The sequence below is a fragment of the Allobosea minatitlanensis genome (genome assembly GCF_964020775.1).
Genome location: NZ_OZ224509.1, coordinates 4407466 through 4431895 on the forward strand (window position 1 = coordinate 4407466; position 24430 = coordinate 4431895).

The 24430-nt window shown below is 70.2% G+C and carries 26 protein-coding genes and 1 other RNA gene; 13 read left to right on the plus strand and 14 right to left on the minus strand.

All coding sequences use genetic code 11. The features are described from left to right. Positions 1 to 10 precede the first annotated feature (10 nt). Positions 11 to 406 carry a YraN family protein gene (locus ACWH43_RS21575; protein ID WP_158444123.1) on the minus strand — a complete coding sequence of 132 codons (396 nt, stop codon included), beginning with the start codon at positions 404 to 406 and terminating at the stop codon, positions 11 to 13. Then, positions 403 to 1311: a 16S rRNA (cytidine(1402)-2'-O)-methyltransferase gene (rsmI, locus tag ACWH43_RS21580; RefSeq protein WP_158444195.1), complete on the minus strand. Its 909-nt coding sequence runs from the start codon at positions 1309 to 1311 to the stop codon at positions 403 to 405. The genes ACWH43_RS21575 and rsmI overlap by 4 nt, the downstream gene beginning before the upstream one ends. Before the next feature lie 172 nt (positions 1312 to 1483). Here rsmI and ACWH43_RS21585 point away from each other — a divergent pair, with 172 nt between their 5' ends. Next, complete coding sequence (locus tag ACWH43_RS21585) at positions 1484 to 2689, plus strand: penicillin-binding protein activator (protein ID WP_260349026.1); 1206 nt, start codon at positions 1484 to 1486, stop codon at positions 2687 to 2689. A gap of 69 nt (positions 2690 to 2758) precedes the next feature. On the opposite strand, the gene ACWH43_RS21590 is transcribed toward ACWH43_RS21585, so the two are convergent. The 5 genes from ACWH43_RS21590 to ACWH43_RS21610 all read right to left on the minus strand — a co-directional run bounded on the left by ACWH43_RS21590 (position 2759) and on the right by ACWH43_RS21610 (position 8421). Then, complete coding sequence (locus ACWH43_RS21590) at positions 2759 to 3397, minus strand: thioredoxin family protein (RefSeq protein WP_158444121.1); 639 nt, start codon at positions 3395 to 3397, stop codon at positions 2759 to 2761. 20 nt (positions 3398 to 3417) lie between these two features. Beyond that, entirely contained in the window at positions 3418 to 5619 is a 2202-nt protein-coding gene (locus ACWH43_RS21595; RefSeq protein WP_260349025.1) for a protein-disulfide reductase DsbD family protein, read from the minus strand. A gap of 91 nt (positions 5620 to 5710) precedes the next feature. Then, positions 5711 to 6487 carry an ABC transporter ATP-binding protein gene (locus ACWH43_RS21600; RefSeq protein ID WP_158444120.1) on the minus strand — a complete coding sequence of 259 codons (777 nt, stop codon included), beginning with the start codon at positions 6485 to 6487 and terminating at the stop codon, positions 5711 to 5713. Further along, on the minus strand, positions 6463 to 7215 hold the full coding sequence (locus tag ACWH43_RS21605; RefSeq protein WP_158444193.1) for an ABC transporter permease: 753 nt from the start codon (positions 7213 to 7215) through the stop codon (positions 6463 to 6465). The genes ACWH43_RS21600 and ACWH43_RS21605 overlap by 25 nt, the downstream gene beginning before the upstream one ends. Before the next feature lie 177 nt (positions 7216 to 7392). Beyond that, positions 7393 to 8421: an ABC transporter substrate-binding protein gene (locus ACWH43_RS21610; RefSeq protein WP_158444119.1), complete on the minus strand. Its 1029-nt coding sequence runs from the start codon at positions 8419 to 8421 to the stop codon at positions 7393 to 7395. A gap of 160 nt (positions 8422 to 8581) precedes the next feature. On the opposite strand from ACWH43_RS21610, the gene ACWH43_RS21615 reads away from it, so the two are divergent. From ACWH43_RS21615 to ACWH43_RS21640, 6 genes are all read left to right on the plus strand, one after another. After that, entirely contained in the window at positions 8582 to 9049 is a 468-nt protein-coding gene (locus ACWH43_RS21615) for an Lrp/AsnC family transcriptional regulator (protein ID WP_158444118.1), read from the plus strand. Between the two features lie 191 nt (positions 9050 to 9240). Continuing rightward, positions 9241 to 10518: a phosphopantothenoylcysteine decarboxylase domain-containing protein gene (locus ACWH43_RS21620; RefSeq protein ID WP_158448229.1), complete on the plus strand. Its 1278-nt coding sequence runs from the start codon at positions 9241 to 9243 to the stop codon at positions 10516 to 10518. A gap of 3 nt (positions 10519 to 10521) precedes the next feature. Next, positions 10522 to 10986: a dUTP diphosphatase gene (dut, locus tag ACWH43_RS21625; RefSeq protein ID WP_158446819.1), complete on the plus strand. Its 465-nt coding sequence runs from the start codon at positions 10522 to 10524 to the stop codon at positions 10984 to 10986. Further along, positions 10983 to 11435, plus strand: a complete 453-nt coding sequence (locus tag ACWH43_RS21630; protein WP_158446818.1) for an RrF2 family transcriptional regulator — start codon at positions 10983 to 10985, stop codon at positions 11433 to 11435. The genes dut and ACWH43_RS21630 overlap by 4 nt, the downstream gene beginning before the upstream one ends. 83 nt (positions 11436 to 11518) lie before the next feature. Beyond that, positions 11519 to 12505, plus strand: a complete 987-nt coding sequence (cysK, locus tag ACWH43_RS21635) for a cysteine synthase A (protein ID WP_158446817.1) — start codon at positions 11519 to 11521, stop codon at positions 12503 to 12505. Next, positions 12502 to 12954: a GNAT family N-acetyltransferase gene (locus ACWH43_RS21640; protein WP_158446816.1), complete on the plus strand. Its 453-nt coding sequence runs from the start codon at positions 12502 to 12504 to the stop codon at positions 12952 to 12954. Before cysK ends, ACWH43_RS21640 begins: the two co-directional genes overlap by 4 nt. Before the next feature lie 5 nt (positions 12955 to 12959). Here the strand turns inward: ACWH43_RS21640 and ACWH43_RS21645 are convergent, their stop codons facing one another. From ACWH43_RS21645 to ACWH43_RS21655, 3 genes are all read right to left on the minus strand, one after another. Beyond that, entirely contained in the window at positions 12960 to 13826 is an 867-nt protein-coding gene (locus ACWH43_RS21645) for a VOC family protein (RefSeq protein ID WP_158446815.1), read from the minus strand. A gap of 129 nt (positions 13827 to 13955) precedes the next feature. Continuing rightward, positions 13956 to 15191, minus strand: coding sequence for an NAD(P)/FAD-dependent oxidoreductase (locus ACWH43_RS21650; protein WP_158446814.1), 1236 nt, complete (start codon positions 15189 to 15191; stop codon positions 13956 to 13958). 3 nt (positions 15192 to 15194) lie between these two features. Further along, the gene (locus ACWH43_RS21655) at positions 15195 to 16244 is read right to left on the minus strand and encodes a YihY/virulence factor BrkB family protein (protein ID WP_158446813.1); all 1050 of its coding nucleotides are present in this window, start codon (positions 16242 to 16244) and stop codon (positions 15195 to 15197) included. A gap of 196 nt (positions 16245 to 16440) precedes the next feature. Between ACWH43_RS21655 and ACWH43_RS21660 the strand changes: the two genes are divergently transcribed. Beyond that, a complete protein-coding gene (locus ACWH43_RS21660) occupies positions 16441 to 17145 on the plus strand; it encodes an outer membrane protein (protein ID WP_260349020.1) in 705 nt (234 codons plus the stop codon). Between the two features lie 66 nt (positions 17146 to 17211). Here ACWH43_RS21660 and recR read toward each other — a convergent pair whose 3' ends face one another. The 4 genes from recR to ffs all read right to left on the minus strand — a co-directional run bounded on the left by recR (position 17212) and on the right by ffs (position 20290). After that, the gene (gene recR, locus ACWH43_RS21665) at positions 17212 to 17817 is read right to left on the minus strand and encodes a recombination mediator RecR (protein WP_158444414.1); all 606 of its coding nucleotides are present in this window, start codon (positions 17815 to 17817) and stop codon (positions 17212 to 17214) included. 76 nt (positions 17818 to 17893) lie between these two features. Next, complete coding sequence (locus ACWH43_RS21670) at positions 17894 to 18214, minus strand: YbaB/EbfC family nucleoid-associated protein (protein ID WP_158444413.1); 321 nt, start codon at positions 18212 to 18214, stop codon at positions 17894 to 17896. Positions 18215 to 18244: 30 nt separating this feature from the next. Then, positions 18245 to 20116: a DNA polymerase III subunit gamma/tau gene (locus ACWH43_RS21675; protein ID WP_158444412.1), complete on the minus strand. Its 1872-nt coding sequence runs from the start codon at positions 20114 to 20116 to the stop codon at positions 18245 to 18247. Positions 20117 to 20193: 77 nt separating this feature from the next. Beyond that, an RNA gene (gene ffs / locus ACWH43_RS21680) (signal recognition particle sRNA small type) lies at positions 20194 to 20290 on the minus strand. Between the two features lie 231 nt (positions 20291 to 20521). Between ffs and rpmH the strand changes: the two genes are divergently transcribed. From rpmH to yihA, 5 genes are read left to right on the plus strand one after another with little or no spacing between them, the layout of a single operon-like run. Continuing rightward, positions 20522 to 20656 (plus strand): 50S ribosomal protein L34, encoded by a 135-nt coding sequence (gene rpmH / locus ACWH43_RS21685; protein WP_038364779.1) that lies wholly within the window; start codon positions 20522 to 20524, stop codon positions 20654 to 20656. A gap of 53 nt (positions 20657 to 20709) precedes the next feature. Further along, on the plus strand, positions 20710 to 21141 hold the full coding sequence (rnpA, locus tag ACWH43_RS21690) for a ribonuclease P protein component (RefSeq protein WP_158444411.1): 432 nt from the start codon (positions 20710 to 20712) through the stop codon (positions 21139 to 21141). A gap of 37 nt (positions 21142 to 21178) precedes the next feature. Beyond that, positions 21179 to 23068, plus strand: coding sequence for a membrane protein insertase YidC (gene yidC / locus ACWH43_RS21695; RefSeq protein WP_158444416.1), 1890 nt, complete (start codon positions 21179 to 21181; stop codon positions 23066 to 23068). 53 nt (positions 23069 to 23121) lie between these two features. Next, entirely contained in the window at positions 23122 to 23754 is a 633-nt protein-coding gene (locus ACWH43_RS21700; RefSeq protein ID WP_158444410.1) for a CatB-related O-acetyltransferase, read from the plus strand. 10 nt (positions 23755 to 23764) lie between these two features. Then, positions 23765 to 24430 carry a ribosome biogenesis GTP-binding protein YihA/YsxC gene (gene yihA, locus ACWH43_RS21705; RefSeq protein ID WP_158444409.1) on the plus strand — a complete coding sequence of 222 codons (666 nt, stop codon included), beginning with the start codon at positions 23765 to 23767 and terminating at the stop codon, positions 24428 to 24430.

The window sequence follows — 24430 nt, forward strand, 5'->3', positions numbered from 1 at the left end:
GCGCCCTGCATCACAGGACAAGCGCGAAGGCGGCCGGGACATGGCGCGGCCGGCGCCAGGGCGCCAGGAAAACCGCATCGGCCCTGAGATCATAGGCCATGGCCCAGGGATTGCGGGCGAGCCATTGCCGGACGCGGCGCGCGACGAGGCGCCGCTTTTCCTGCGTCACGGCCGCCATCGCATCCTCCAGCCGGCCGCGCGCCTTGACCTCGACGAAGGCGACGGTGCGCCCGCGCTTCATCACGATGTCGATCTCGCCGCCCTTGCCGCCGAAGCGCCGCTCCAGCAGCCGGTAGCCCTTCGCGCTGAGCCAGAGGATGGCGAGCCATTCCGCCCGCCGGCCGGAGAGGCCGGATCGCCGCGCCCGGCGGCTGCGCCGTTCCGCGCGCGCCGCCCGCTCCGTCACGGATCGCCGCGGGTCAGTTCGAGGGCCCGCGCATAGACCTTGCGGCGGGGCTGGCCGGTCTCGGCCGCGACCTGCGCCACCGCCTCCTTGAGCGAGAGCCTGGCCAGAGCGGCGCGCAGGCGCGCGTCGACGACGTCGCCGGCCGGCCGCAATTCCTCCGCGCCAGGCGGGCCGATGATGACGACGATCTCGCCGCGCGGCTCCTCGTCTGTCTCGTAATGGGCGGCGAGATCGGGCAGCGGGCCGCGGCGCACGGTTTCGTGGAACTTGGTCAGCTCGCGCGCGACCGCGCCGGCACGGGTGCCGAAGACGGCCGCGGCGTCGGCCAGCATCTCGGCGAGGCGGCGCGGCGATTCGAAGAAGACCAGCGTGCCGGGGATGGCGGCGAGCTCCGTCAATCGCGTGCGCCGCGCCGCCGATTTCGGCGGCAGGAAGCCTTCGAAGAAGAAGCGGTCCGTCGGCAGCCCGGCCAGCACCAGCGCGGCCAGCACCGCCGAAGGGCCGGGGATGCCCGTGACGGGCAAACCTTCCGCCACCAGCTCCGCGACGAGCTTGTAGCCGGGATCGGAGACCAGCGGCGTGCCGGCGTCCGAGATCAGGGCGAGCTTGCCGCCCTCGCGCAGCCGCGCCAGCACCTTCGGCCGCATCTGCGCGGCGTTGTGCTCGTGATAGGGCAGGAGCGGCGTCGCGATGCCGTAATGCGCCAGCAGCGTCTTCGAGGTGCGGGTGTCCTCGGCCAGGATCGCATCGGCGGCGGCGAGCGTCGCCAGCGCGCGGAAGGAGATGTCGCGCAGGTTTCCGATCGGCGTCGCGACGATGTGCAGCCCCGGCGCGAGCGGCTCGGCCTCGGCCCTGAGCCCGAAGGCGGTATAGCTGGCGGGACGGGGATCGGAAGCGCTCGACATCGCCGCAAGCTGCCACAGCCGCGGGGCCGGCGCCATGCCGGCTCTCGCGCCGCGTTGTGCAACCTAGAGTTAACAACTTGAAAATAGCATGGCGCACTGGCACGAGAGTCCCGCGGGGGGACTGTATCGCCGGGCAAGGCGTCGCCGGCCCGGTCACGACTGGAGATCGCCCGTGTTGCACCATCGGCACTTCGCACCGGTTCTGCGGTTCAAGGCGGGCGCACTCGCCGTCTCGCTCGGCCTGCTGCTCGCGAGCTGCGGCGGCGGCACCTCGGGCCTGCCCGGCTTCGAGGGCGCGACCCCGGCGGAGCCGGCCGCGCCCAGCGGGGAAACCATCGGCACCGGCAAGGTCAAGGTCGGCCTCGTCCTGCCCCTCAGCGCCGAGGGCCAGGGCGGCGTGGTCGGCAACTCGCTGAAGAACGCCGCCGCCATGGCGCTGGCCGAATTCCCCAATGCGGACCTGACGCTGCTGGTCAAGGACGACCGCGGCACGGCGGAAGGCGCGCGGGCCGCGACGCAGCAGGCTCTGTCGGAAGGCGCCGAGCTGATCATCGGGCCGCTCTTCGCGCCCTCGGTGCAGGCGGCCGGGCAGGTGGCGCGCGCCGCCAACCGGCCCGTGATCGCCTTCTCCAGCGATTCCAACGTCGCCTCGCGCGGCGTCTACCTGCTCTCCTTCCCGCCGGAGAACGACGTCAACCGCGTCATCGCCTATGCCTCGCAGCAGGGCCGCAGATCCTTCGCCGCGCTGGTGCCGGACACCGCCTATGGCAAGGTCGTCGAGGCCGCCTTCCAGCAGGCGGTGGCGGCGCGCGGCGCCCGCGTCGCGGCGATCGAGCGCTTCGGCTCCGATCCGGCCGGGATGCGCAGCGCCGTCCAGCGCCTGATGCCCTCGCTGCAGCAGGCGGATGCGCTGTTCGTTCCCGCCGCGGCGGACGCCATGCCGGCGCTCGGCCAGGCCTTGCAGCAGGCCGGCTTCGACCCGCGCAAGGTCAAGCCGCTCGGCACCGGCGTCTGGAACGACAGCGGCATCGCGCAGGTGCAGGCGATCCAGGGCGGCTGGTTCGCCTCCCCCGACACCGCCGGCTTCAACGCCTTCGCCGGCCGCTATCAGCAACGCTTCAACAGCGCCCCGACCCGCACCGCCACGCTCGCCTACGACGCCGTCTCGCTCGCCGCCGCGCTGGCGCGCACGCAGGGCTCGCAGCGCTTCTCGGAAGCGGTGCTGACCAATGCCTCGGGCTTCGCCGGGGCCGACGGCGTCTTCCGCTTCCGGCCCGACGGGCAGGTCGAGCGCGGGCTCGCGGTGCTCGAGCTGCGCAACGGGCAGATCGTCACGGTCAATGCAGCGCCGCGCGATCTCGGGCCGCGTTCGCAGTAAGCTGGGTCCGCCTCACATGAAAGAGGCCGGGCATTTGCCCGGCCTTTTGCGTTCGAGAGGCAGCGACACTCAGCTCTGCGGGGCGTATTTCACGGCGCAGCCATAGGATTTCGTGCTGGCCTCCGAGACCGGCTTGCCTGCCTTCATCTCGGCGACGGCCTGGCGGATATAGCTCTTGGCGCCATTGAGGCTGGAGGGGCTGGCGGAGGGCTTGTCGTCGATCGCGCCCATATAGGCGAGCGTGCCCTTGGGATCGATGATGTACATGTGCGGCGTGGTCTGGGCGCCATAGGCGCGCGCCACCTTGCTGTTGGGATCGAGCAGGATGCCGGCCGGCGCGGCGTCGCGCTGCACCGTCAGTTCCTTGGCCTTCAGGCCTTCGACATAGCCCTGCTCGCCCGGCGGCGAGGAGATCACCGAGAGCCAGACGATGCCGTCCTTCGCCATGTCCTTCTGCAAGGTCTGCATGGTGGCGCTGTTGTAGTGCTTCCGCACATAGGGGCATTCGTGATTGGTCCATTCGAGGATAACCGTCTTGCCCGCGAACTCCGAGAGGCTGCGGGTCCTGCCGTCGGCATCGACCGCCTGGAAGGCCGGCGCCGGCTGGCCGACATGGGCCGCGCTTTCGGCGAATGCCGCGACGGTGGTGAGCGAGAGGCCGGCCCATGCGAGGCCGGCGATGAAAGTCTGTCTGGTCAGGCTTTCCATGTCTGTCTCCCTGGTGAGCGTTACGGCGCGTTGGCCGCTGTCTTCGCATCCCGGCCCGCCGCGCGCCGGGCGGCCGCGATCACCATGTCCGGGGTCAGGAGCTGCGGCAGGATCTCGGCCTGCCCGTCCCTGCGGCCCGGATAGAACAGATAGAGCGGCACGCCGGCGCGGCCCTGCTCGGCCAATGCCTGTGCGATGCGCTGATCGCGATTGGTCCAGTCGGCCTTGAGGTAGCCGACGCCGAGCTCCGCGAAGGCCTCCTTCACCTCCTGCCGCGAGAGCGCGACGCGCTCATTGGCGAGGCAGGTGATGCACCAGGCGGCGGTGAAGTTGACGAAGACCGGCTTGCCCTCGGCCTGCAGGGCCGCGACGCGCTCAGGGCTCCAGGGCTGGACGTCGCCGGCGCGCGCCTGCGTATCGGCGCCCGGCACGGCGTTCTCGACCGTGAACCAGCCGGCGCCGAGCGCGACCAGCGCCGCCAGCACCGTGCCGAAGGCCCGGCGTGCGAGGCCGCCCCGCGTGACGCCGACGAGCCAGACCACGAAGCCCGCCGCGAGCACCGCGACCAGCGCCGCCAGCACGCCCTGCGGCCCGGTCTGCACCGAGGCGACCCAGATCAGCCAGATCGCGGTCGCGAACATCGGGAAGGCGAAGGCCTGCTTGAGCACCAGCATCCAGCGCCCCGGCTTCGGCAGCAGCCGCAGCAGGCCCGGCGCGAAGGAGAGCGCCACCACCGGCAAGGCGAAGCCGAGCGCCAGCGCCATGAAGACGGAGAGCGCGACCGCCGGCGGTTGCGTCACCGCATAGCCCATCGCCGCGCCCATGAAGGGCGCGGTGCAGGGGGTGGCGACGATGACGGCGAGCACGCCGGTCATGAAGGCGCCGAGGCGCCCGCCCCGGCTGGCGAGCCCGTCGCCGACGCCGACCACCGCGCCGCCAATCTCGAAGGCGCCGATCAGGTTGAGCCCGATCAGCACCATCACCACGGCGAGCGCGATGACGAGCGGCGGCGACTGCAACTGGAAGCCCCAGCCGACGCTGCTGCCGAGGGCTCCGAGCGCGATCACCGCGCCGGCCAGCACGAGGAAGGTCAGCAGCACGCCGCAGAGGAAGAGCAAGCCCTGCTCGCGCGTCTCGGCCCGGCTGCGATGCGCCGTCTGCGCGAAGCCGAGCGCCTTGATGAACAGCACCGGCAGCACGCAGGGCATCAGGTTGAGGATCAGCCCGCCGGCGAAGGCGAAGGCCAGCGCGGCGAGCAAGGTGAGATCGGCGCCTTCCGCCGGAACCGGGATCCGCGCAGCCGGCGGAGAGGCGGCAGGCGCGCCCGCCTCCGCGGCCTTGCCGACCAGCGCCGGATCGGCATCCGCGACCAATGTCAGCGCGCGCATCTCGCCGCCCTCCCGGAAGGTCAGGACGCCGGAGATTTCGGGCTGATCGAGCTTGAAGGCGCTGGAGCGGGTCAGAATCACACCTGGCCCATCGCCAGGCTTTGCGGGCTGATCGGCGGCGTGCTCGATCAAGGTGTCGGAGACGGGGAAGAAGCGCAAATCTGTCGAACCCGCCGGCAGCCCGGGCAGCGCGAGCGCGAGCCTGTCGCCATCGGCCGCGAGCCTGCCGCGGAAACCCGCCGGCTTCGGCAGGGCGGCGAGCGCCGCGTCGATGCGCTGCTGCGCCGCTTCGTCGGTCACGCCGGCCGGACCGACGGGCAGGTCGAGCGTGAAGGTGCCGTCCTCGGGGATGCAGATCTTCTCGCAGACCAGCCAGGTCGCCTCGGCCTTGAGCGAGAAGGTCTCGCCCGGCTTCGCATCGGCCGGCACGGCGATCTCGACCGGCAGCAGGACCTGCCCCTCGAAGCCGAAATTCACCAGCGGATCGACGCGGATCGCGCGCGGCGCGGGCCAGGCGATCTCGCCGGCCTTCGCGCCTTCCGGCAGCGTCCAGTGGATCTGGGTCGGCTCGCCCGAATCGCCGGGGTTCAGCCAGTAGGTGTGCCAGTGCGGCGCGAGCTTCTGGACGAGGGCGACATGGAAGCGCTCGCCGGGAGCGACCGTGTCGCGGCCGGAGAGCAGGGTCGCGGTGACCCGCGGCGAGGTGACGGGCGCCGATTCGGCGGCGAGGGCGACGCCGGGCAGCGCCAGCCCCAGGGCCAGCAGCGCACCGCCCAGAAGCCGCCTTGCAGCGCCGGTCTTTCGGCCCTCGCGCCGGTCGCGTTGACGCATCATCGTTTCGCTCGCATGCCTGATCATGGCTGCCAGATGCCTCAAACGGCGGCCGGATGCCAATGACAAGCCGGTGAGGCGGAACCGCGCGGCCTCAGATCGCCGCGCCGTCCGAGACGATGTCGGCGCCAAGACCCTGCCGGACGGCGCGGACGATCGCGGCCTCGGCAGCCGCGCCGCGCTGGCGCGGACGGGCCGCGTCGATGCGGTGCTCGGCGATGATCTGGCCCGGCGCGCCCGAGAGGATCACGACCCGGTCGGCGAGATAGGCGGCCTCGTCGATGTCGTGGGTGACGAAGATCACGGTCTTGCCGGTGCGCTGCCAGACGCGGATCAATTCATCCTGCAGGTTTTCGCGGGTGAGCGCGTCGAGCGCCGAGAAGGGCTCGTCCATCAGCAGGATCTCGGGATCGACCGCGAGCGCCCGCGCCAGCGAGACGCGCTGGCGCTGGCCGCCGGAAAGCTGATGCGGCCAGCGCTGCGCCAGCCCGCCCAGGCCGACGAGGTCGAGCATCGCCTGCGCCTTCTTCAACCGCTCGCTACGCGAGGCACGGCCTTCGAGGCCGAAGCCGACATTGGCGATCACCTTGCGCCAGGGCAGGAGCCGCGAATCCTGGAAGACCAGCGCGACGGGGCGGCGCGTGGTGTCCTTTGCATGGATGACGACCTCGCCGCCGCTCGGCCTGGCCAGTCCCGCGATGACGCGCAGCAAGGTCGATTTGCCGACGCCGGAGGGGCCGACGATGGCGAGGAATTCGCCGCGCCCGACCTCGAGGTCGAGCTTGCGCAGCACCTGCGTCTCCTCGCCATCGCGGGTGAAGGTCAGCGACAGGCCCTTGATGTCGATCACGCTTTCCAACGCAGCACCCATCTCTGGAAGGCGACGAAACCGGTGTCGAGCAGGCCGTAGAGCGCCGCCATGGTCAGCATGTAGACCACGACGATGTCGGTCGCGAGCAGGCTCGACGCCTGCATCATGCGCTGGCCCACGCCGGCGACGCCGAAGATCTCGGCCGCGACCACCGCCATCCAGGCCTGTCCCAGCGCCGTGCGGAAGCCGACGAGGATGCCCGGCATCGCCGCCGGCAGCAGGATCTTGAACAGCCGCTGCCAGGGCGAGCGGAAGCCGAAGGCGTCCGCCACCTCGACGAGGTCGCGGTCGACGCCGCGGATCGCGCCCTGCGCCGCGAAGAAGCTGATCCAGAACACGCCGACCGCGATGATGAAGACCGCCGCGCCGGGCGTGACGCCGAACCAGATGATGGCGAAGGGCACCCAGGCGAGGCCCGGCACCGGCCTGAGCACGCGCACGACCCAGGCCGTCGCCTCCTCGGCGATCCGCGACATGCCGATCAGGACGCCGAGCGCGACGCCGAGGCCCGCGCCGACGAAGAGGCCGACGAAATAATGCCAGAGCGATCCCAGGATCGCGGCGAACCATGCGCCCGAGGAAAGCTCGCGCATGAAGGCCTTCGGCAGGGCGCTCGGCGGCGGCAGGAAGGCGGGGTTGACCCAGCCGAAAGAGGGCACCGCCTCCCAGATCAGCAGGAAGGCGGCGAGGCCGAGCAAGGCAAGGGCCGGCGCCCGCAATGAAGACAACGTCAAATCGCTCAGTCCTCGGCTCGCAAGAACACGGTCATCCCGGGCGACCGAAGGGAGACCCGGAATCCATGCCGGAGCCCTTACCGGACACGCTCCGGCATGGATCCCGGGTCTCCGCTTCGCTCCGTTCGGGATGACGCGCGTTTCTCTCCCGGTAGTTCCAAGAGGGTTAGATCAGCCGCCCGCCTTGATCGCCCGCTCGTAATACTGCGTCTCGAACAGCCCGTCGAAAGGCGCCTCCTTGTCGAGCGAGCCGAGCTTGACCTGATAGGCCTGCATGGCGCGGGCCGGCTCGATGATCTTGCGCGGGTCGATCTCGAAGCGGCTGGCCGGGGAGACCAGCGCCTTGCGGATCAGTTCGGGGTCGACGATGCCCTTGCCGAGCGCGGCGGCGACATGGGGCGCGGCCTTGTCGGGGTCGGCCTTGATCAGCGCCGCAGCCTTAACCAGGCCGCTGACGACCGTCTGCACGGCCTCGGGATTCTTGCTGGCGAAGGTGCCGGAGACCGCGACCACCGTGCCGGGCTGGCCCGGAAACACCTCCTCGCCGCCGGCGACCAGCTTGATCTGTGGATTGCGGCTCTGGAGGATGGTCAAAGCCGGCTCGCGCACGGTGCCGCCATCGACCGCGCCGGCCAGGATCGCCTGCTGCGTCGCGTCGATGCCCATCGGCACGATCGCGACATCGGCCTTGTCGACCTTGGCGACCTCCCAGAGCCAGTATTCCAGCACGGTGTCGGGCACGGAGCCCGGCGGCTGGGTGGCGAGCCGAGCCGGCTTGCCGGTCGCGGCGCGGAAGGCCTTGAAGGCCGCGGCGGGGGCGACGCCCTCGGTGAAGAACCTGGTCAGGGCCGGCGCGGTGACGACCACGTTCTCGCCCACCGCCGTCGAGGCGACGACGCGGATGTCGACGCCGCGCGAGCGGGCGACGGCGAGCGGAGCGACGCCGGCGACATAGATGTCGATCGTGCCCGAGGCCAGCGCCTGGATCATGTTCGGACCCGACTCGAAGACGGTGATCGCCGTCTCGATGCCGCCCTGCTTCAGCCAGCCCTCGCCATTGGCGACGAAGAACGGCGCGGTGCCGACGATCGGGATGTAGCCCACCCGCGCCGTGACGGCGGACTGGGCGCGGGCCGCGCCGGCGAACGGGGTCGCCGCCGCAAGGGTCGCACCCGCAATCAGAAACTGGCGGCGGTCCATCGCTCAAATCCTCTCTCGAAACGGCGCCGAACAGGCAGCCATTGACAGATGGAGAAAAGGATTTTCTACATGGATGCAATAGATCGCTGCTAAAAAGATATATTTTCTCTTTTTGCGCGATTTCTTGAAGCAAATTTCTCTCTCCGACGGATTTCAGAGAATGGACGCCATCGACCGCAAGATTCTCACGGTGCTGCAGGCCGACTCCAACATCTCGATCGCGGATCTGGCCGATCGCGTCGGGCTGTCGCAGACCCCGTGCTGGAAGCGTATCCAGAAGCTCGAGCAGGCGGGCGTGATCCTGAAGCGCGTCGCGCTGGTCTCGCCGGAGAAGATCGGGCTCGGCCTCACCGTCTTCGTGCAGATCGAGACGGCCGACCATTCCGGCCCCTGGCTCGACAAGTTCGCGCAGACGGTGGCGGCCATGCCGGAGGTGATGGAGTTCTACCGGATGGCCGGCGACGTCGACTACATGCTGCGCGTCGTGGTCGCCGACATGGCCGCCTATGACGGCTTCTACAAGAAGCTGATCGAGACGATCCCGCTCAAGAACGTGACCTCCCGCTTCGCCATGGAGCGGATCAAGGCGACGACGGCCTACAAGGTGCCGGAGCTGCCGCGGAACTGAATGGAAGAGGGACAGGACGCGGCCCGGAATTCCACGCGATTCTCGAATGAGAAAAGGGGCGCGTGTCATCCCGGGCGACCCACCGGGCCCGACCTTCGGCCCGACGGCTGCGAGGCTGCCAACGGCGCATGACAGGCCGCCGCCGCGGATGCTAGGAAACGGCAACACGACGCCTCGCCCAAGGAGCCGCCTTGTCCGCTTCCCGCTCCGTCCTCCTGATCATCGGCGGCGGCATCGCCGCCTACAAGGTGCTCGAAGTCATCCGCCGGCTGAAGGATCGCGGCATCGCCGCGCGCTGCATCCTGACCAGGGCCGGCGAGCAGTTCGTGACGCCGCTCGCCGTCTCCTCGCTGGCCGGGGAGCGCTGCTTCACCGATCTGTTCTCGCTGACGGACGAGGCCGATATTGGCCATATCCAGCTCTCGCGCTCGACCGACCTCGTCGTGGTGGCGCCGGCGACCGCCGATCTCATCGCCAAGATGGCGAACGGCCATGCCGACGACCTCGCCTCGACGGCGCTGCTCGCCACCGACAAGCGCGTGCTGATCGCGCCGGCGATGAATCCGCGCATGTGGCAGCATCCCGCGACGCGCCGGAACATGGCGCAGCTCGAAAGGGACGGCATCCTCGTCGTCGGCCCCAACAGCGGCGCCATGGCCGAACGCGGCGAGAACGGGCCGGGCCGCATGGCCGAGCCCCCGGAAATCCTCGCCGCGATCGAACTCGCGCTCGCCGGAGACAAGCCCGGGGGGCAGCGCGCCATCGGCTTCCTCGGCCGGCTGCCGGGCGGCAACCATGCCGCAGCCGGGGGGGCGCTGGCCGGCAGGCATGTCCTGATCACCTCGGGGCCGACGCATGAGCCGATCGACCCGGTGCGCTACATCGCCAACCGCTCCTCGGGCAAGCAGGGCCACGCCATCGCCGCGGCGGCCGCAGCGGCCGGCGCCCGGGTGACGCTGGTCAGCGGGCCGGTGAGCCTGCCCGACCCGGCCGGCGTCGAGACGGTCCATGTCGAATCGGCCCGCGAGATGCTGGCGGCGGTGGAGGCCGCCCTGCCCGCCGACCTCGCCATCTTCGCGGCGGCCGTCGCCGACTGGCGCGTCGCCGATGCGGCGCCGGAGAAGATGAAGAAGGATGGCGGCGCGTTGCGGCCGCTCTCCCTGGTGGAGAACCCCGACATCCTCGCCACGGTGGCGCAGCGCACCGGCGGGCGGCCGGGCTTCGTCGTCGGCTTCGCGGCCGAGACGCAGAACGTGATCGACTACGCCAGGGCCAAGCTCGCCCGGAAGGGCTGCGACCTGATCGTCGCCAACGATGTCGGCGGCACCGGCGTGATGGGCGGCGACGCCAATACCGTGCATCTCGTCACGCCGGATGGGGTCGAGACCTGGCCGACCCTGCCGAAGGAGGAGGTCGCGAGCCGCCTCGTCGCGCATCTGGCGCGGCAGATCGCCGGCAAGGCGGAGTGAGCGATGGTGACCGTCGCGCTCAAGCGCCTGCCCCATGGCGCCGATCTGCCGCTGCCCGCCTATGAGACCGCCGGGGCGGCGGGGCTCGACCTGCGCGCGGCGATCGAAACGCCGCTCACGCTTGGACCGGGCGAGCGCGTGCTCGTCCCCACCGGACTTGCCATGCAGTTGCCGGAAGGCTTCGAGGGGCAGGTCCGGCCCCGCTCGGGACTGGCGGTGAAGCACGGCGTCACCGTGCTCAACGCGCCGGGTACGGTCGACAGCGACTATCGCGGCGAGGTCAAGGTGCCGCTGATCAACCATGGCCGCGAGCCCTTCCCGATCCGCCATGGCGACCGCATCGCCCAGCTCGTGATCGCGCCGGTGACGCATGCGGTGCTCGTCGAGACGGCCGCCCTCGACGAAACCGCGCGCGGAACGGGCGGCTTCGGCTCGACCGGCATTGCCGGCGGCGGAGGCAAGCCATGATGCTGCTCTCAAGGCGCAGCCTGCTCGCCATCGCGGCCGTGGTCGACATCGCGCTGCACGCCCGGCCGCAGCCGGTGGCGGCCAAGCTCCTCGCCGCGCGCCACGCCCTGCCGCCGCGCCATCTCGAGACGCTGCTGCAGGCGCTGGTGCGCGCCGGCATCCTCAAGGGGGTGCGCGGCCCGCGCGGCGGCTACGAGCTGGCGCGCGAGCGCCGCCGCATCACCGCCGCCGACATCGTCCGCGCCGCGATGCAGGACGGCGGCGAGGACGCGCTCGGGCCGATGCCGCATTCGCCGCTGATCGACCATGTGATCGCGCCCGAGGTCGAAACCGCCTCGACCGCCTTCCTGGCCTCGCTCGACGGGATCACCGTGGAGGAGCTCTGCCGGCGCGCCATCGCCCGGGCCGCGGCGGGCGGCGCGGGTTCCAATCCAGATTTCACAATATAAAGATGTAATTTATCTCTTTCTTCGACAACTGGCGTGAATTACGCTAGCTTCACCGGAAACAGGCCCGTTCCAAGGAGTTCCCCATGGCTGAAGCAGCGCAGAAATCCGCAACGACCCCCGCCAAGGCCCCGGGGCGCGGCCGGATCTATAATTCCATCACCGACACCATCGGCGACACCCCGCTGGTCAAGCTCAACCGGCTGCCGGCCGATCGCGGCGTCAATGCGACGATCCTGGCCAAGCTCGAATTCTTCAACCCGATCTCGAGCGTGAAGGACCGCATCGGCGTCAACATGATCGACGCGCTGGAGGCGTCCGGCGCGCTCAAGCCGGGCGGCACGCTGATCGAACCGACCTCGGGCAACACCGGCATCGCGCTCGCCTTCGTCGCGGCCGCGCGCGGCTATCGCCTGATCCTGGTCATGCCCGAGACGATGTCGCTGGAGCGGCGCAAGATGCTCGCCTTGCTCGGCGCCGAGCTGGTGCTGACCCCCGGCCCCGGCGGCATGCGCGGCGCCGTCACCCGGGCCGAGGAGCTCAAGAACGAGATCCCGGGCGCGATCATCCCGCAGCAGTTCGAGAACCCGCACAATCCCGAGATCCATCGCAAGACGACGGCCGAGGAGATCTGGAACGACACGGCCGGCCAGGTCGACATCGTCATCTCCGGCGTCGGCACCGGCGGCACCATCACCGGCATCGGCCAGGTGCTGAAGGCGCGCAAGCCGGGCGTGAAGATGGTCGCGGTCGAGCCGGAGGATTCCCCGGTCCTCTCCGGCGGCCAGCCCGGCCCGCACAAGATCCAGGGCATCGGCGCCGGCTTCGTGCCCGGCGTGCTCGACCGCTCGGTGATCGACGAGGTCGTCACCGTCGGCAACCAGACCGCCTTCGAGACGGCGCGCGCGCTGGCCAAAAGCGAAGGCATCCCGGCCGGCATCTCCTCGGGCGCGGCGGTCGCCGCGGCGCTGGAAGTCGGGGCCCGGCCGGAGAATACCGGCAAGACCATCGTGGTCATCATCCCCTCCTTCGCCGAGCGCTACATCTCCAGCGCTCTGTTCGAGGGTCTGTGAGCGAAGCCGCGATCCAGATCGTCCGGCTGGCCGAGAGCCTGCCGGACGACTTCGAGGCCCTGCGCCGGGAGGCCGGCGCGGAAAGCTACCGCTTCATCGAGGGGCTGCGCGAGGAATGGCTGGCGGGCCGCTATGACGGCGCGGACGAGCGCTTCACCACCTTCGCCGCCTTTCATCAGGGCGCGCTCGCCGGCATCGGCGCACTGACGCCCGACCCTTACGACCCCGAACCCGATCTGCTGCGTATCCGGCATGTCTATGTCCGGCCGCCGCATCGCCGCACCGGCGTCGGGCGGGGTCTCGCCGCCGCCCTGATCCAGCAGGGGCTGGCGCTGGCGCCGAGGCTGTCCCTGCGGGCCGCCGACCCCCGCGCCGCCGCGTTCTGGGAGGCGAACGGCTTTGCGCCCGACGAGGGCGGCACGCGCCGCTCGCATCTGTTGACGCGCTGAGCGGCTCAGCCGACCAGAACCAGCCGGTTTCTCCAGGGATCGATGATGGTCGGCGCGCCGTCGATCTCTTCGCCGCCGGCCGCCAGGATGCGTGCACGCATCGCCGCGAAATCGGAGGCGTCGCGCGCGACGACCTCGAAGCTGTCGAGCCCGGCCTCGCCCGCGGCGCGCGGGCCGGCGCCGCGGCTGCCCCAGACATTGCCGGCGATATGGTGATGGTAGCCGCCGCTGGCGAGGAAGCTCGCGCCCGGATAGCGCACCATCAGGTCGAAGCCGAGGAGGTCGCGATAGAAGGCCTCGGCCGCGGCCGTGTCGCCGACGCGCAGATGGATATGGCCCATGCCGGTGCCCTCCGGCATGCCGGCATAGGCGCCGGGCGCGGAATCGGCGAGCAGCCGATCGAGATCGAGACGTTCCGTCGCCATGGCGATGCCGCCGTCCGGGCGGTGCGGCCATTCGGCGCGCGGGCGGTCGCGATAGATCTCGATGCCGTTGCCCTCGGGGTCCGAGAGATAGAGCGCCTCGCTGACGAGGTGGTCGGAAGCGCCCTCGAGCCGGAGGCCGGCTTCGGCCGCATGGCGCAGCCAATCGGCGAGATCGCGCCGCGACGGCAGCAGCAGGGCGAGATGGAACAGGCCCGCCGCCGATGGCGGAGCCGCCGCGCCGGCGACGAGGCGCACCAGCACGGCCCCGCCGGCACCCAGCTCCGCCAGGCCCGGCGCTTCCCGCAGGAGCTTCAGCCCGATGGCGTCGCGATAATAGGCCGTGAGCCTCGGCAGGTCGCGCGCCCGCAAGGTCACCGCGCCGATGTGATAGGGCGCGTCATGGGCTTCCAGCCGCACGCTCTTCGCCTCGTCCCGAACCAGGGTCATCATGATGTCCTTTCAGGACGCCGCGGCGTCCGGACAGGAAGATGGCGTTTCGGCGGCGGCTTGTCGCCTCCGCGCGCGGCAAGGGCGAGATTGCAGCGCTGCAATTCCAACGACCTCTCGCCAGCACCGTCAGGCCGGACGCGGACGGTCGATGGCGAAATGGCGAAACCAGCGCTCCTCGCCGCCACGCAGCAATCCGCCGAGCAGCCGGGAGGCCAGGAAGCTGAAGGTGATGCCGTTGCCGCCATAGCCATAGGCGGCGAGCAGGCGCGGCCGGCCGGGCACGCGGCCGATCAGGGGCAAGCCGTCCGCGGTCTGTCCGAAAGCGCCGGACCAGGCACGGTCGAGTTCGAGCCGGGCTCCGGGGCGCAGCGCGCGAAGCCGGGCGCGCAGCGCCTCGGTCTTGGCCGGATCGAGCCTCTCGCGCCGATCGGGATCGGCGAAATTCTCGTCCTCCCCGCCGAAGACGATCCGCCCCTCCGGCGTCGTGCGGCAGTAGCAATAATCCCGGGAAGCCTCCCAAACCAGCGCTGCGCCCGGCCAGAGCGCCTGCGGCGGCTGCGGCACCGTCGCGATCGCCCAGCTCGACGAGGTGCTGTGCAGATCGTCGTCGATGCAGTCCGGCATGACGTACCCGGTCGCGAGCACGATATGGGCGGCCTCGACGGTGGCACCGCCGGACAGCGAGACGGCCGCCGACCTCCCGGCATCGTCGAAAGCGACGGCCTCGTCCCGGATCAGCCGGGCGCCGCGCCGGGCCGCCGCCGCGAGCAAACCATGGCAGAGGCAGAGCGGGTCGGCCTCGGCCGAGCCGGGCGAGACGATCGCGGCGGCCCGATCGAAGCCGAAGGCGGCCATGAGCGCGGCATGCTCGACCCACTGTCCTGGCAGCCCCGCCTTCGCGCGCAGACCGGCTTCGTCGAGCAGTTCGCGAGGGCCGACCTCGCCTGCCGCCAGATAGACCGTGTCCCGCCTGACGAAGCTGCAGGGCACGGCCAGGTCCCCGACCAGGGCGCTCAGCCCCTCGACGGCCCGGAAGCTCAGCCGGTAGATCTCGGCCGCCCGCTCGAAGCCATAGAGCGCCGCGAGCTCGCGCAGGGACAGGTCGATCTCCCATTGCAGCATCGCCGTCGAGGCCGCCGTGCTGCCGAAGCCTTCGCGCTCGCGGTCGATCACCACCACCTCGAGGCCGAGCGCCGTCAGATGCTCGGCGAGGAAAGCGCCGGTGATGCCGGCACCGACGATGGCGACGTCGCAACGCGTGTCGCGTTCGAGCGCGCGGCCCCGCGGACGCTGCAGGCCCGGGCGCCACGGGCCGGCGCCGCTGCGCAAATCGTCATGGCGTGTGGTCTCGGGATCGAGCATCGTTCAGCCGGCCCGCGGCGGCCCGACCCGATCCGCCAGCGCAGCGCCGCGCGCGCCGAGCGGCTTCGGCCGGCCGGTGGTGGTGTCGTGCGCCGTCTGGTGCTCCAGCTCGGCGTTGAGCTCGGCGCCCGCCAGCACGATCGTCGCCGAGAGCCAGAGCCAGGTCATGAAGACCACGACGGTCGCGAGCGAGCCATAGGCGGCCGTGTAATTGCCGAGCGTGCTGACATACCAGGAGAAGGCATAGGATGCCGCCGCCCAGAGCAGCGCGGCGGCGACGGCGCCGGGCATCACCCAGACGAAGCGCATGCGCTCGCGGCTCGGGCCGATCCAGTAGAGGCAGGCGATGGACAGCGTCGCGACGACGAGGAAGATCGGCCAGCGCACCAGCCGGATCAACCGCTCCAGCTCGGAATGGAACGGGAAGAGCGCGGTCACCACCGGCAGGCTCGCGATGATGACCAGCACCAGCGCGAGCAGGACGATGCCGCTCACCGTGGTGAAGAGCGAGATCGCGTTGAGCCTGAGGAAGCTGCGCTTCTCCTGCTCGCGGTAGATGATGTTGAGCGCGTCGAAGATCGCCTTCACCGCGGCGTTGGCCGACCAGGTGGCGACGAGGAAGCTGATCACGAAGGTCAGCGAGAGCGTGACGCCGGAATTGCCCGACAGGCGCAGCGCCTGCTCGTGGATGAGCTCGCGCGCCGCCTCGGGGAACACCGTGGTCACCGCGTCGAGCTGGCCCGCGATCGTCGCCGGGTCGGTGAAATAGCGGTAGATCGTGACCAGCAGGGAAAGCGCCGGCACCAGCGAGAGCAAGGTGAAGAAGGCGACGGCGCCGGCCAGCGAGGTCAGGCGGTTGTCGACGACATTGCCGGCGAAGCGCAGCAGCACGTCCTTCCAGCCGAGCCAGGTCATCTGCAGCGGCGTCCGCGCCATCCGGCCGCGCGCGGCCTCCCGCTCGCGCCGGCCGAGCCGGCCCGACACCACCCCCGAGAGATAGCCGAGCGCAACGCCTAGGCCTGCCGCGCCGGTCATCCGCTTCAAGAACGCCATCTCGGGATTCGATCTCCATTCCGCGGGCCGGCCGGCGTGACCCCGCTCCGGGCCCAGCTTGCGGGCAACAGGCCCGGACCGCAATGGTTCCCGAACCGCCCCGCCGCATCCCCGGCTTAGCCGATTGTTAACCTTAATGCTTCGTTATCGGGCCGCGCCGCCGCGACGGCCGGCGCGGCGATCCGACGGACATCCGATGACGAATCTGCTCAAAGCCGGCCTGACGAGCCTCGCGATCCTGCTGCCGGGCCTGGCCGCGGCGGCCGATCCGCACGGCGTCGCGCTGCCGCCGGCGCCGGAGCTGCCGGCGCTCTATTCCTGGACCGGAATCTATGCCGGCGTGCAGGGCGGCTATGGCTGGGGCAGCGGCCGCCTCAGCCTCGGCGCGCCCGGCGGTCCGCTCGCGCCGCAGGACCTGCGCGGCGACGCCGATGCCGCTTTCGGCGGCGCCCATGCCGGCTTCAACTACCAGTTCGGCGGCGTCGTGCTCGGGCTCGAGGGCGATATCGAGGCGATCGACGGCCGCCGCCGCCTCGACGGCGTCGGCCTCGCTGCCCGCCTCGATCAGGACTGGCAGGGTTCGGCGCGCGCGCGCATCGGCCTCGCCTTCGACCGGCTGATGATCTACGCGACCGGCGGCGCCTCCTTCACCGAGTTCGAGCGCCGTGTCTTCGTGCCCGGCAGCGGCCTCGGCGAAAGGCTGACGAGCGCGCGGACCGGTTGGAATGTCGGCGCGGGCCTCGACTTCGCCTTCACCGATCATCTGATCCTCGGCGTCGAATACCGCTACACCGATTTCGGCAAGGCCCGCTTCACCGGCTCCGGCATCGTCCCGGGCCTGGCCGGCGAGCAGGAACTGACCACGCACAGCGCCCGCGCCAGCATCGCCTACAAGTTCTGAAAGCCGACGCGCGCCGTCATGGCGAGGAGCGCAGCGAAGCAATGACGGGAAGCGTCGCCCGCTTCCTCAGAAGCCGGTGCGCTGGCGGATGGCGGCGGCCAGCGTGCCGTCGTCGAGATAGTCGAGCTCGCCGCCGACCGGCACGCCATGGGCGAGCCTGGTCACCTTGACCGGCAGATGCGCCAGGAGATCGGTGATGAAATGCGCCGTGGTCTGGCCGTCGACCGTGGCGTTGAGCGCCAGGATGACCTCCTTCACCTGCGGGTCGGAGGCGCGCGCCACCAGGGCGTCGAGCGAAAGATGCTCCGGCCGGATGCCGTCCAGCGCCGAGAGCACGCCGCCGAGCACGTGATAGCGGCCGGAGACCGCCCCCGAGCGTTCCAGCGCCCAGAGATCGGAGATATCGGCGACGACGACGATCAGCCCGTCGTCGCGGCGCGGATCGGTGCAGAGCCCGCAAGGGTCGCTGGTATCGACATTGCCACAGACCGAGCAGACGACGATGCGCTCGCGCGCCACGGCCATCGCCTCCGCGAGCGGGCCGAGGAGCTGCTCGCGCTTCTTGACCAGATGCAGCGCGGCGCGCCGGGCCGAGCGCGGCCCGAGCCCGGGCAATTTGGCCAGGAGCTGGATGAGGCGTTCGATCTCGGGGCCGGCGACGGCGCGGGACATGATGCTTCTCGGAAGAAGTAAGGTGTCATCCCGGGCGACCGCAGGGAGACCCGGGATGACCTGTGCGGATATGCTTTCAGAACAGCTTCATGCCGGGCGGGATCGGCAGGCCCTTGGTGACCTCGGCCATGCGCTCCTGCATGACGCGCTCGGCGCGGCCGCGGGCATCGGCGGCGGCCGCGACGATCAGGTCCTCGAGGATCTCGCGCTCGTCCGGCACCATCAGGCTGGGGTCGATCCTCACGCCCTTCAGCGCGCCCTTGGCGGTCATCGTCACCGTGACCATGCCGCCGCCGGCATTGCCCTCGACCTCGACGGTCTCGAGCTCGGCCTGCATGTCGGCCATCTTCTGCTGCATCTGCTGAGCCTGCTTCATCAGACCCATCATGTCGCGCATGGGAAATCCTCCTCGGAGAAGCGTGTAGTATCAGAAGTCGATGCCGTCGAAATCCGGCTCGGCATCGTCGAAAAGCGGTTCCTCGCCATCCGGCAGATAGTCGCCTTCGGCCCCCGACATGGCAGCATTCTCGGCCGCCTCCACGGCACGCGGATCGCGGACATCGACGATGCGCGCCCCCGGGAAGCGTTCCAGCACCGCCTTGACGGCCGGATGGGCGGCGGCATCGCTCTCGCGCCGGTCCTTGGCGGCGGCGGCCTGCTCGCGCATCGTCGCGCCGCCCTCGGCATTGACGACCGCGACCATCCAGGTCTGGCCGGTCCATTCCTTGAGCTTGCGCGACAGGTCCTGCGCCAGGGTGCGCGAGGCGCCCTCGACCAGCGAGAACTCGATGCGGCCGGGCTCGAAGCGCACCGGACGGACATCGCGCTCCAACGCGATCTTCAGGGTGATCTCGCGATGCTGCGAGGCGAGCGCCACCACATCCTCGATCGAGGCGACGATCGCCTGCGGCGCTGCCGCGGCGCGCGGCGCGGCGAGGGGCGCCGGATTGGCGCTGGCGAGGACCGGGCGGGCGGCGAGCGCGGTGTTGCCGCCGCCGGAAGGCGGGCGCGGCGCACCGCCGGCATGACCGTTTCCTTGGCCGTTCGCGCCGGGAACGGCGCCCGCGCCGTCGCGGAGCATCTTCAGGGCCTCGTCCGGCGTCGGCAGGTCGGCGGCATGGGCGAGGCGCACCAGCACCATCTCGGCCGCCATCACCGGCCGGTCGGCCTGCTTCACCTCACTGATGCCCTTGAGCAGCATCTGCCAGGTGCGGGCGAGCACGCGGATCGACAGGCGCTGGGCGAAATCGCCGCCGCGCACGCGCTCGGCCTGGGCCAGCGTCGCGTCCTTCACAGCCTCGGGCACGAGCTTGAGGCGGGTGACGAGATGGGTGAACTCGGCGAGGTCGTTCAGCACCACGACCGGGTCGGCGCCGGCATCGTATTGCGCGCGCAACTCGCCCAGCGCCGAAGCGATGTCGCCCTTCATCACCGCCTCGAACAGGTCGATGACCCGGGCCCGGTCGGCGAGGCCGAGCATGGAGCGGATGTCGTCGAGCGTGATCCGGCCCGCAGCATGGGCGATGGCCTGGTCGAGGATCGACAGCGAATCGCGCACGGAGCCCTCGGCGGCGCGGGCGATCGCCGCGAGCGCCTCGGCCTCGGCCTCGACGCTCTCGGTGCGGCAGATGCCGGAAAGATGGTTCACCAGCACGTCGGATTCGACGCGGCGCAGGTCGAAGCGCTGGCAGCGCGACAGCACCGTGATCGGCACCTTGCGGATCTCGGTGGTCGCGAAGATGAACTTGGCGTGGGCCGGCGGCTCCTCCAGCGTCTTCAGCAGCGCGTTGAAGGCGGCCGTCGACATCATGTGGACCTCGTCGACGATGTAGACCTTATAGCGGCCGGAGACCGGCGCGTACTGGATGCCCTCGATGAGCTGGCGGACGTTCTCGACGCCGTTGTTCGAGGCGGCGTCGAGCTCCATCACGTCGATGTGGCGGCCCTCGATGATGTCGCGGCAATGAAGGCCGAATTCGCGCAGGTCGGTGGTCGGGGCGCCGCCGCCATCCGCCGTCTGGTAGTTGAGGGCGCGGGCGAGGATGCGGGCGGTCGTGGTCTTGCCGACGCCGCGGACGCCGGTCAGCATCCAGGCCTGCGGGATGCGGCCGGCCGCGAAGGCGTTGGTCAGCGTGCGGACCATCGCGTCCTGGCCGATCAGGTCGCCGAAATGGGCCGGGCGGTATTTGCGCGCCAGCACGCGATAGGGCGTCGGCGCCGCGGCGGCGGGAGCCGGCGCGGGCGCGAAGCCGGCGAAGCCCGGCTCGTCTGCGGTGGCGGCGTCGATCGTGTCGGTCATGAAGCTGGTTTCGCCAATCGGGAGGCGAGGGTCAATGCCGCCGCCGGCCGATCAGGCCATTTACGCGGCTGGCATCAGGTGGGAGGCTGGACGAAGACCCGTTCGGTCTCGTTAGGGCTGCTTCCTTCCGGACCTGACCCGGTTGGCGAGTGAGACGTCCCTCGCCAACCTCCCGCCCGCTATATCGGGGATGTCGCGGCGAAGCGCAAGCCGGCTCGAAAAATCCGCGGGGCGCCGCCGCAGCTCCCGCTTCGGCATTGACTTGGCATCGCCCATCCGTCATAAGCCCGCGACCTGCGCAGCCGTGAGGCGGCGCCGACCCTTATTGCATGACAGGCTCGACCGGCCACGCTTTCCCGAGGAAAGCCGGGGCCGCCGCGCCGGCCAAGGCCCCGGAGACGGACCGTGAAGAGAACCTATCAACCCAGCAAGCTGGTTCGCAAGCGCCGCCACGGCTATCGCGCCCGCATGGCGACCAAGGGTGGCCGCAAGGTCATCGCCGCCCGTCGCGCGCATGGCCGCAAGCGCCTGTCGGCCTGACGACAGCGGCGCGTGATCCTCGCGCGCCCGTTCCGGAAGACTGGCCAATCGCCATGCGCCTTGCCCGTCTGACGCAACGCAAGCAATTCCTGGCGGCGGCCGAGCACGGCCGCCGCTTTCGTTCGTCCAGCTTCACCGTCCAGGTCCGCGACGCCGCGCCGGAAGAGGAACGCGAGGGCGAGGAGACAAGGGGCCTGCGCCTCGGCCTCACCGCCTCGCGCAAGACCGGCAACGCCGTGAAGCGCAACCGCATCCGCCGCCGCCTGCGCGCCGCTGCGGCAAAAGCGCTCGCGGACCAGGCCGATCGCCCCTGCGACGTCGTGGTGATCGCGCGGACCGAGGTGCTCGTCGCCGCCTTCGACCGGCTCGTCGCCGATCTTTCGGTTGCCATCGCGCGGGCAAAGCCTCACAAGCCGCAGGCCGACCGACGCCGGACGGCCCCGAAGCGCGGCGCGCCGCCTTCTCCTTCTGTTTCATCCGCCTGAACCAGCCGGACCCGAGCGAGATCCGTTTCCGACCATGATGAAAGAAGACAACCGCAATCTGCTTCTGGCGATCGTCCTGTCCGTGGTCATCCTGCTCGGCTGGCAGTTCTTCTATGCCAAGCCGCAGATGGACAAGCAGCAGGAGGTCGCCCGGCAGAGCCAGCAGACGCAGGGCCAGCCCGCTCCGGCCGGCACGGGCGGCGCCCCCGCCGCCTCCCCGCCCGGGCAGCCGGCCGGCTCGGCCGCTCCCGGCACGGTGCCCGGCGCCGCCGCCGCGCCGGCCGCCGCGACCCGCGAGCAGGCGCTGGCGGCGAGCCCCCGCATCAAGATCGACACGCCCAAGATCGCCGGCTCGATCTCGCTCGCCGGCGGCCGCATCGACGACGTCTCGCTCAAGGCCTATCACGAGACGGTGGACCCGAAGAGCCCGATCATCGTGCTGCTCTCGCCCGCCGGCGGCCCCAACGCCTATTATTCGGATTTCGGCTGGGTCGCGGCGCCCGGCAGCGCCGTCGCGCTCCCCAACGCCGCCACGGTCTGGACCGCCGACAGCCAGACGCTGACGCCGGCCAAGCCCGTGACGCTTTCCTGGGACAACGGCCAGGGCCTGACCTTCAAGCGCGTCATCGGCGTCGACGACAACGCGCTGTTCACGATCCGCGACGAGGTCGAGAACAAGGGCGCCGCCGCCGTGACCCTGTTCCCCTACGGACAGGTCGTCCGCCAGGGCAAGCCGCACACGCTCGGCTACTACGTGCTGCATGAGGGCCTCGTCGGCTATCTCGGCGAGCAGGGCCTGCAGGAATGGACCTACGACAAGCTCGACAAGGAGCCGGCGCTGGCGCCCGGCACCGTCGGCCGGTCGTGGAAGGATGCGGTCGGCGGCTGGGTCGGCATCACCGATAAATACTGGGCCGCGACCGTCATCCCGGACCAGCAGCGCAAATATGAAGGCCGCCTCTCCTCGGTCCAGACCGGCTCCGAGCGGACCTATCAGGCCGATTTCCTCGGCGAGGGCATCACGGTCGCGCCCGGCGCCAGCACCGCCTCGCAGGCCCGGCTCTTCGCCGGCGCCAAGGAGGTCACGGCGATCAACGGCTATGAGGAAAGCCAGAAGATCACCCGCTTCGACCTGCTGATCGACTGGGGCTGGTTCTATTTCTTCACCAAGCCGCTCTTCGTCCTGCTCGACTGGATCTACAAGCATGTCGGCAATTTCGGCGTCGCGATCCTGATCGTCACGGTGCTGCTCAAGGGCCTGTTCTTCCCGCTCGCCAACAAGTCCTACGCCTCGATGGCGAAGATGAAGGCGCTGCAGCCGGAGATGACGGCGATCCGCGAGCGCTACGCGGACGACAAGATGAAGCAGCAGCAGGCGCTGATGGAGCTGTACAAGACCCAGAAGATCAACCCGGTCGCCGGCTGCTGGCCGGTGCTGCTGCAGATCCCGGTGTTCTTCGCGCTCTACAAGATCCTGTTCATCACCATCGAGATGCGGCACGCGCCGTTCTTCGGCTGGATCCACGACCTCGCGGCGCCGGACCCGACCAATCTGTTCAACCTGTTCGGGCTTTTGCCCTTCACCCCGCCCGCCATGCTGCATCTCGGCCTGTGGCCGATCATCATGGGCATCACGATGTTCATCCAGATGAAGATGAACCCGGAGCCGCCGGACCCGGTGCAGAAGATGATGTTCACTTGGATGCCGGTGTTCTTCACCTTCCTGCTCGGCTCGTTCCCGGCCGGCCTGGTGATCTACTGGAGCTGGAACAACCTGCTCTCGGTCACCCAGCAGGGCTTCATCATGAAGAAGAACGGGGTGAAGATCGAGCTGTTCGACAACATCAAGCGGATGTTCGGCAAGGGCCCGCCGCCGGCCCCGGCGGCCGCCGCCCCGGCGAAGCCCGCCAACAGCAACAAGAAGTGACGGCAAGGGGCGGGTTTCCCGCCCCTTCGCTTTTCCGAGCCGGACCGCCTGCGATGCCCCTGCCCGACCCGACGACCCGCCACCCCATCCCCGGCTGGAAGGGCACCGCCTTCCTGAAGGCGATCGTCGACCACCCGCTGATCGCGGTCGGCGACTACAGCTACTATGACGATTCGCGCGGGCCGGAGCATTTCGTCGCGCGCTGCGTGCGCTATCATTTCGACTTCATCGGCGACCGCCTGATCATCGGCAAATTCGTCGCGATCGCGCAGGCGGCGCAGTTCGTCATGAACGGCGCCAACCATCCGCTCGGCGGCTTCTCGACCTTCCCCTTCCAGATGTTCGGCCTCGGCGATCCGGAGAGCCTGAAGCGGCCCGGCCCGAACAGCCGCGGCGACATGGTGATCGGCAACGATGTCTGGATCGGGCGCGAGGCGGTGATCATGCCCGGCGTGACGATCGGCGACGGCGCGATCATCGCCACGCGGGCGCAGGTGACGAAGGACGTGCCGCCCTATGCCGTGGTCGCGGGCAATCCGGGGCGGGTGGTGAAGATGCGCTTTTCCCCCGAGATCGTCGCGGAATTGCTGGCGATCCGCTGGTGGGACTGGGAGGCCGGCAGAATCGCGCGTCACGTCGCCGCGATCCAGGGCGCCGACATCGACGCGCTGCGCCGGGCAGTGTAGGCAGGAAACCATGACCGCCGCGACCGCCACCCCCTTCACCGACGACGAGATCGAAACCGCCCGCAAGCTCTTCGAGGGGCCGTGGGACTTCGTCTGGGCCTCGACCCGGATCGACGACCTGCCGCCGATGATCGGGCAGGAGATCGCCTTCGCCGGCCGCTCCAATGTCGGCAAGTCGAGCCTGATCAACGCGCTGACCCGGCGCAACGCGCTGGCGCGCACCTCGCATACGCCGGGGCGCACCCAGCAGCTCAACTTCTTCCGGCAGGCCGGCCATGACGAGCGGCTGACCGTCGTCGACATGCCCGGCTACGGCTACGCCGCCGTCGGCAAGGAGAAGGTCGCGGCCTGGACCCGGCTGATCCACGACTATCTGCGCGGCCGCTCCAACCTGATGCGCGTCTATGTGCTGATCGACGCCCGCCACGGCATCAAGGAGGTCGACGAGACCGTGCTGGCGACGCTCGACAAGGCCGCCGTCTCCTATCAGGTCGTGCTGACCAAGGGCGACGCGCTGAAGCAGGCCGAGCGCCCGGCGATGATCGAGAAGACGCTCGCCGCGATCCGCCGCCGGCCGGCGGCCTTTCCCGAGGTGCTGCTGACCTCGAGCGAGAAGGGCCTCGGCATCCCCGAGCTCCGGGCGGCCATCGCCCGCGTCCTGGCCGAGAGGAGCTGA

What these genes read in the sequence shown, in the direction of transcription:
- rsmI (WP_158444195.1), bottom strand. Translation starts at nt 1,311, where the DNA reads ATGTCGAGCGCTTCCGATCCCCGTCCCGCCAGCTATACCGCCTTCGGG.
- ACWH43_RS21670 (WP_158444413.1), bottom strand. Translation starts at nt 18,214, where the DNA reads ATGCGCGACATGATGGGTCTGATGAAGCAGGCTCAGCAGATGCAGCAG.
- ACWH43_RS21610 (WP_158444119.1), bottom strand. Translation starts at nt 8,421, where the DNA reads ATGGACCGCCGCCAGTTTCTGATTGCGGGTGCGACCCTTGCGGCGGCG.
- dut (WP_158446819.1), top strand. Translation starts at nt 10,522, where the DNA reads ATGGTGACCGTCGCGCTCAAGCGCCTGCCCCATGGCGCCGATCTGCCG.
- ACWH43_RS21630 (WP_158446818.1), top strand. Translation starts at nt 10,983, where the DNA reads ATGATGCTGCTCTCAAGGCGCAGCCTGCTCGCCATCGCGGCCGTGGTC.
- ACWH43_RS21700 (WP_158444410.1), top strand. Translation starts at nt 23,122, where the DNA reads ATGCCCCTGCCCGACCCGACGACCCGCCACCCCATCCCCGGCTGGAAG.
- ACWH43_RS21600 (WP_158444120.1), bottom strand. Translation starts at nt 6,487, where the DNA reads ATGGGTGCTGCGTTGGAAAGCGTGATCGACATCAAGGGCCTGTCGCTG.
- ACWH43_RS21615 (WP_158444118.1), top strand. Translation starts at nt 8,582, where the DNA reads ATGGACGCCATCGACCGCAAGATTCTCACGGTGCTGCAGGCCGACTCC.
- recR (WP_158444414.1), bottom strand. Translation starts at nt 17,817, where the DNA reads ATGTCCCGCGCCGTCGCCGGCCCCGAGATCGAACGCCTCATCCAGCTC.
- ACWH43_RS21660 (WP_260349020.1), top strand. Translation starts at nt 16,441, where the DNA reads ATGACGAATCTGCTCAAAGCCGGCCTGACGAGCCTCGCGATCCTGCTG.
- ACWH43_RS21650 (WP_158446814.1), bottom strand. Translation starts at nt 15,191, where the DNA reads ATGCTCGATCCCGAGACCACACGCCATGACGATTTGCGCAGCGGCGCC.
- ACWH43_RS21645 (WP_158446815.1), bottom strand. Translation starts at nt 13,826, where the DNA reads ATGACCCTGGTTCGGGACGAGGCGAAGAGCGTGCGGCTGGAAGCCCAT.
- cysK (WP_158446817.1), top strand. Translation starts at nt 11,519, where the DNA reads ATGGCTGAAGCAGCGCAGAAATCCGCAACGACCCCCGCCAAGGCCCCG.
- ACWH43_RS21590 (WP_158444121.1), bottom strand. Translation starts at nt 3,397, where the DNA reads ATGGAAAGCCTGACCAGACAGACTTTCATCGCCGGCCTCGCATGGGCC.
- ACWH43_RS21595 (WP_260349025.1), bottom strand. Translation starts at nt 5,619, where the DNA reads ATGATGCGTCAACGCGACCGGCGCGAGGGCCGAAAGACCGGCGCTGCA.
- yidC (WP_158444416.1), top strand. Translation starts at nt 21,179, where the DNA reads ATGAAAGAAGACAACCGCAATCTGCTTCTGGCGATCGTCCTGTCCGTG.
- ACWH43_RS21675 (WP_158444412.1), bottom strand. Translation starts at nt 20,116, where the DNA reads ATGACCGACACGATCGACGCCGCCACCGCAGACGAGCCGGGCTTCGCC.
- yihA (WP_158444409.1), top strand. Translation starts at nt 23,765, where the DNA reads ATGACCGCCGCGACCGCCACCCCCTTCACCGACGACGAGATCGAAACC.
- rnpA (WP_158444411.1), top strand. Translation starts at nt 20,710, where the DNA reads ATGCGCCTTGCCCGTCTGACGCAACGCAAGCAATTCCTGGCGGCGGCC.
- ACWH43_RS21655 (WP_158446813.1), bottom strand. Translation starts at nt 16,244, where the DNA reads ATGGCGTTCTTGAAGCGGATGACCGGCGCGGCAGGCCTAGGCGTTGCG.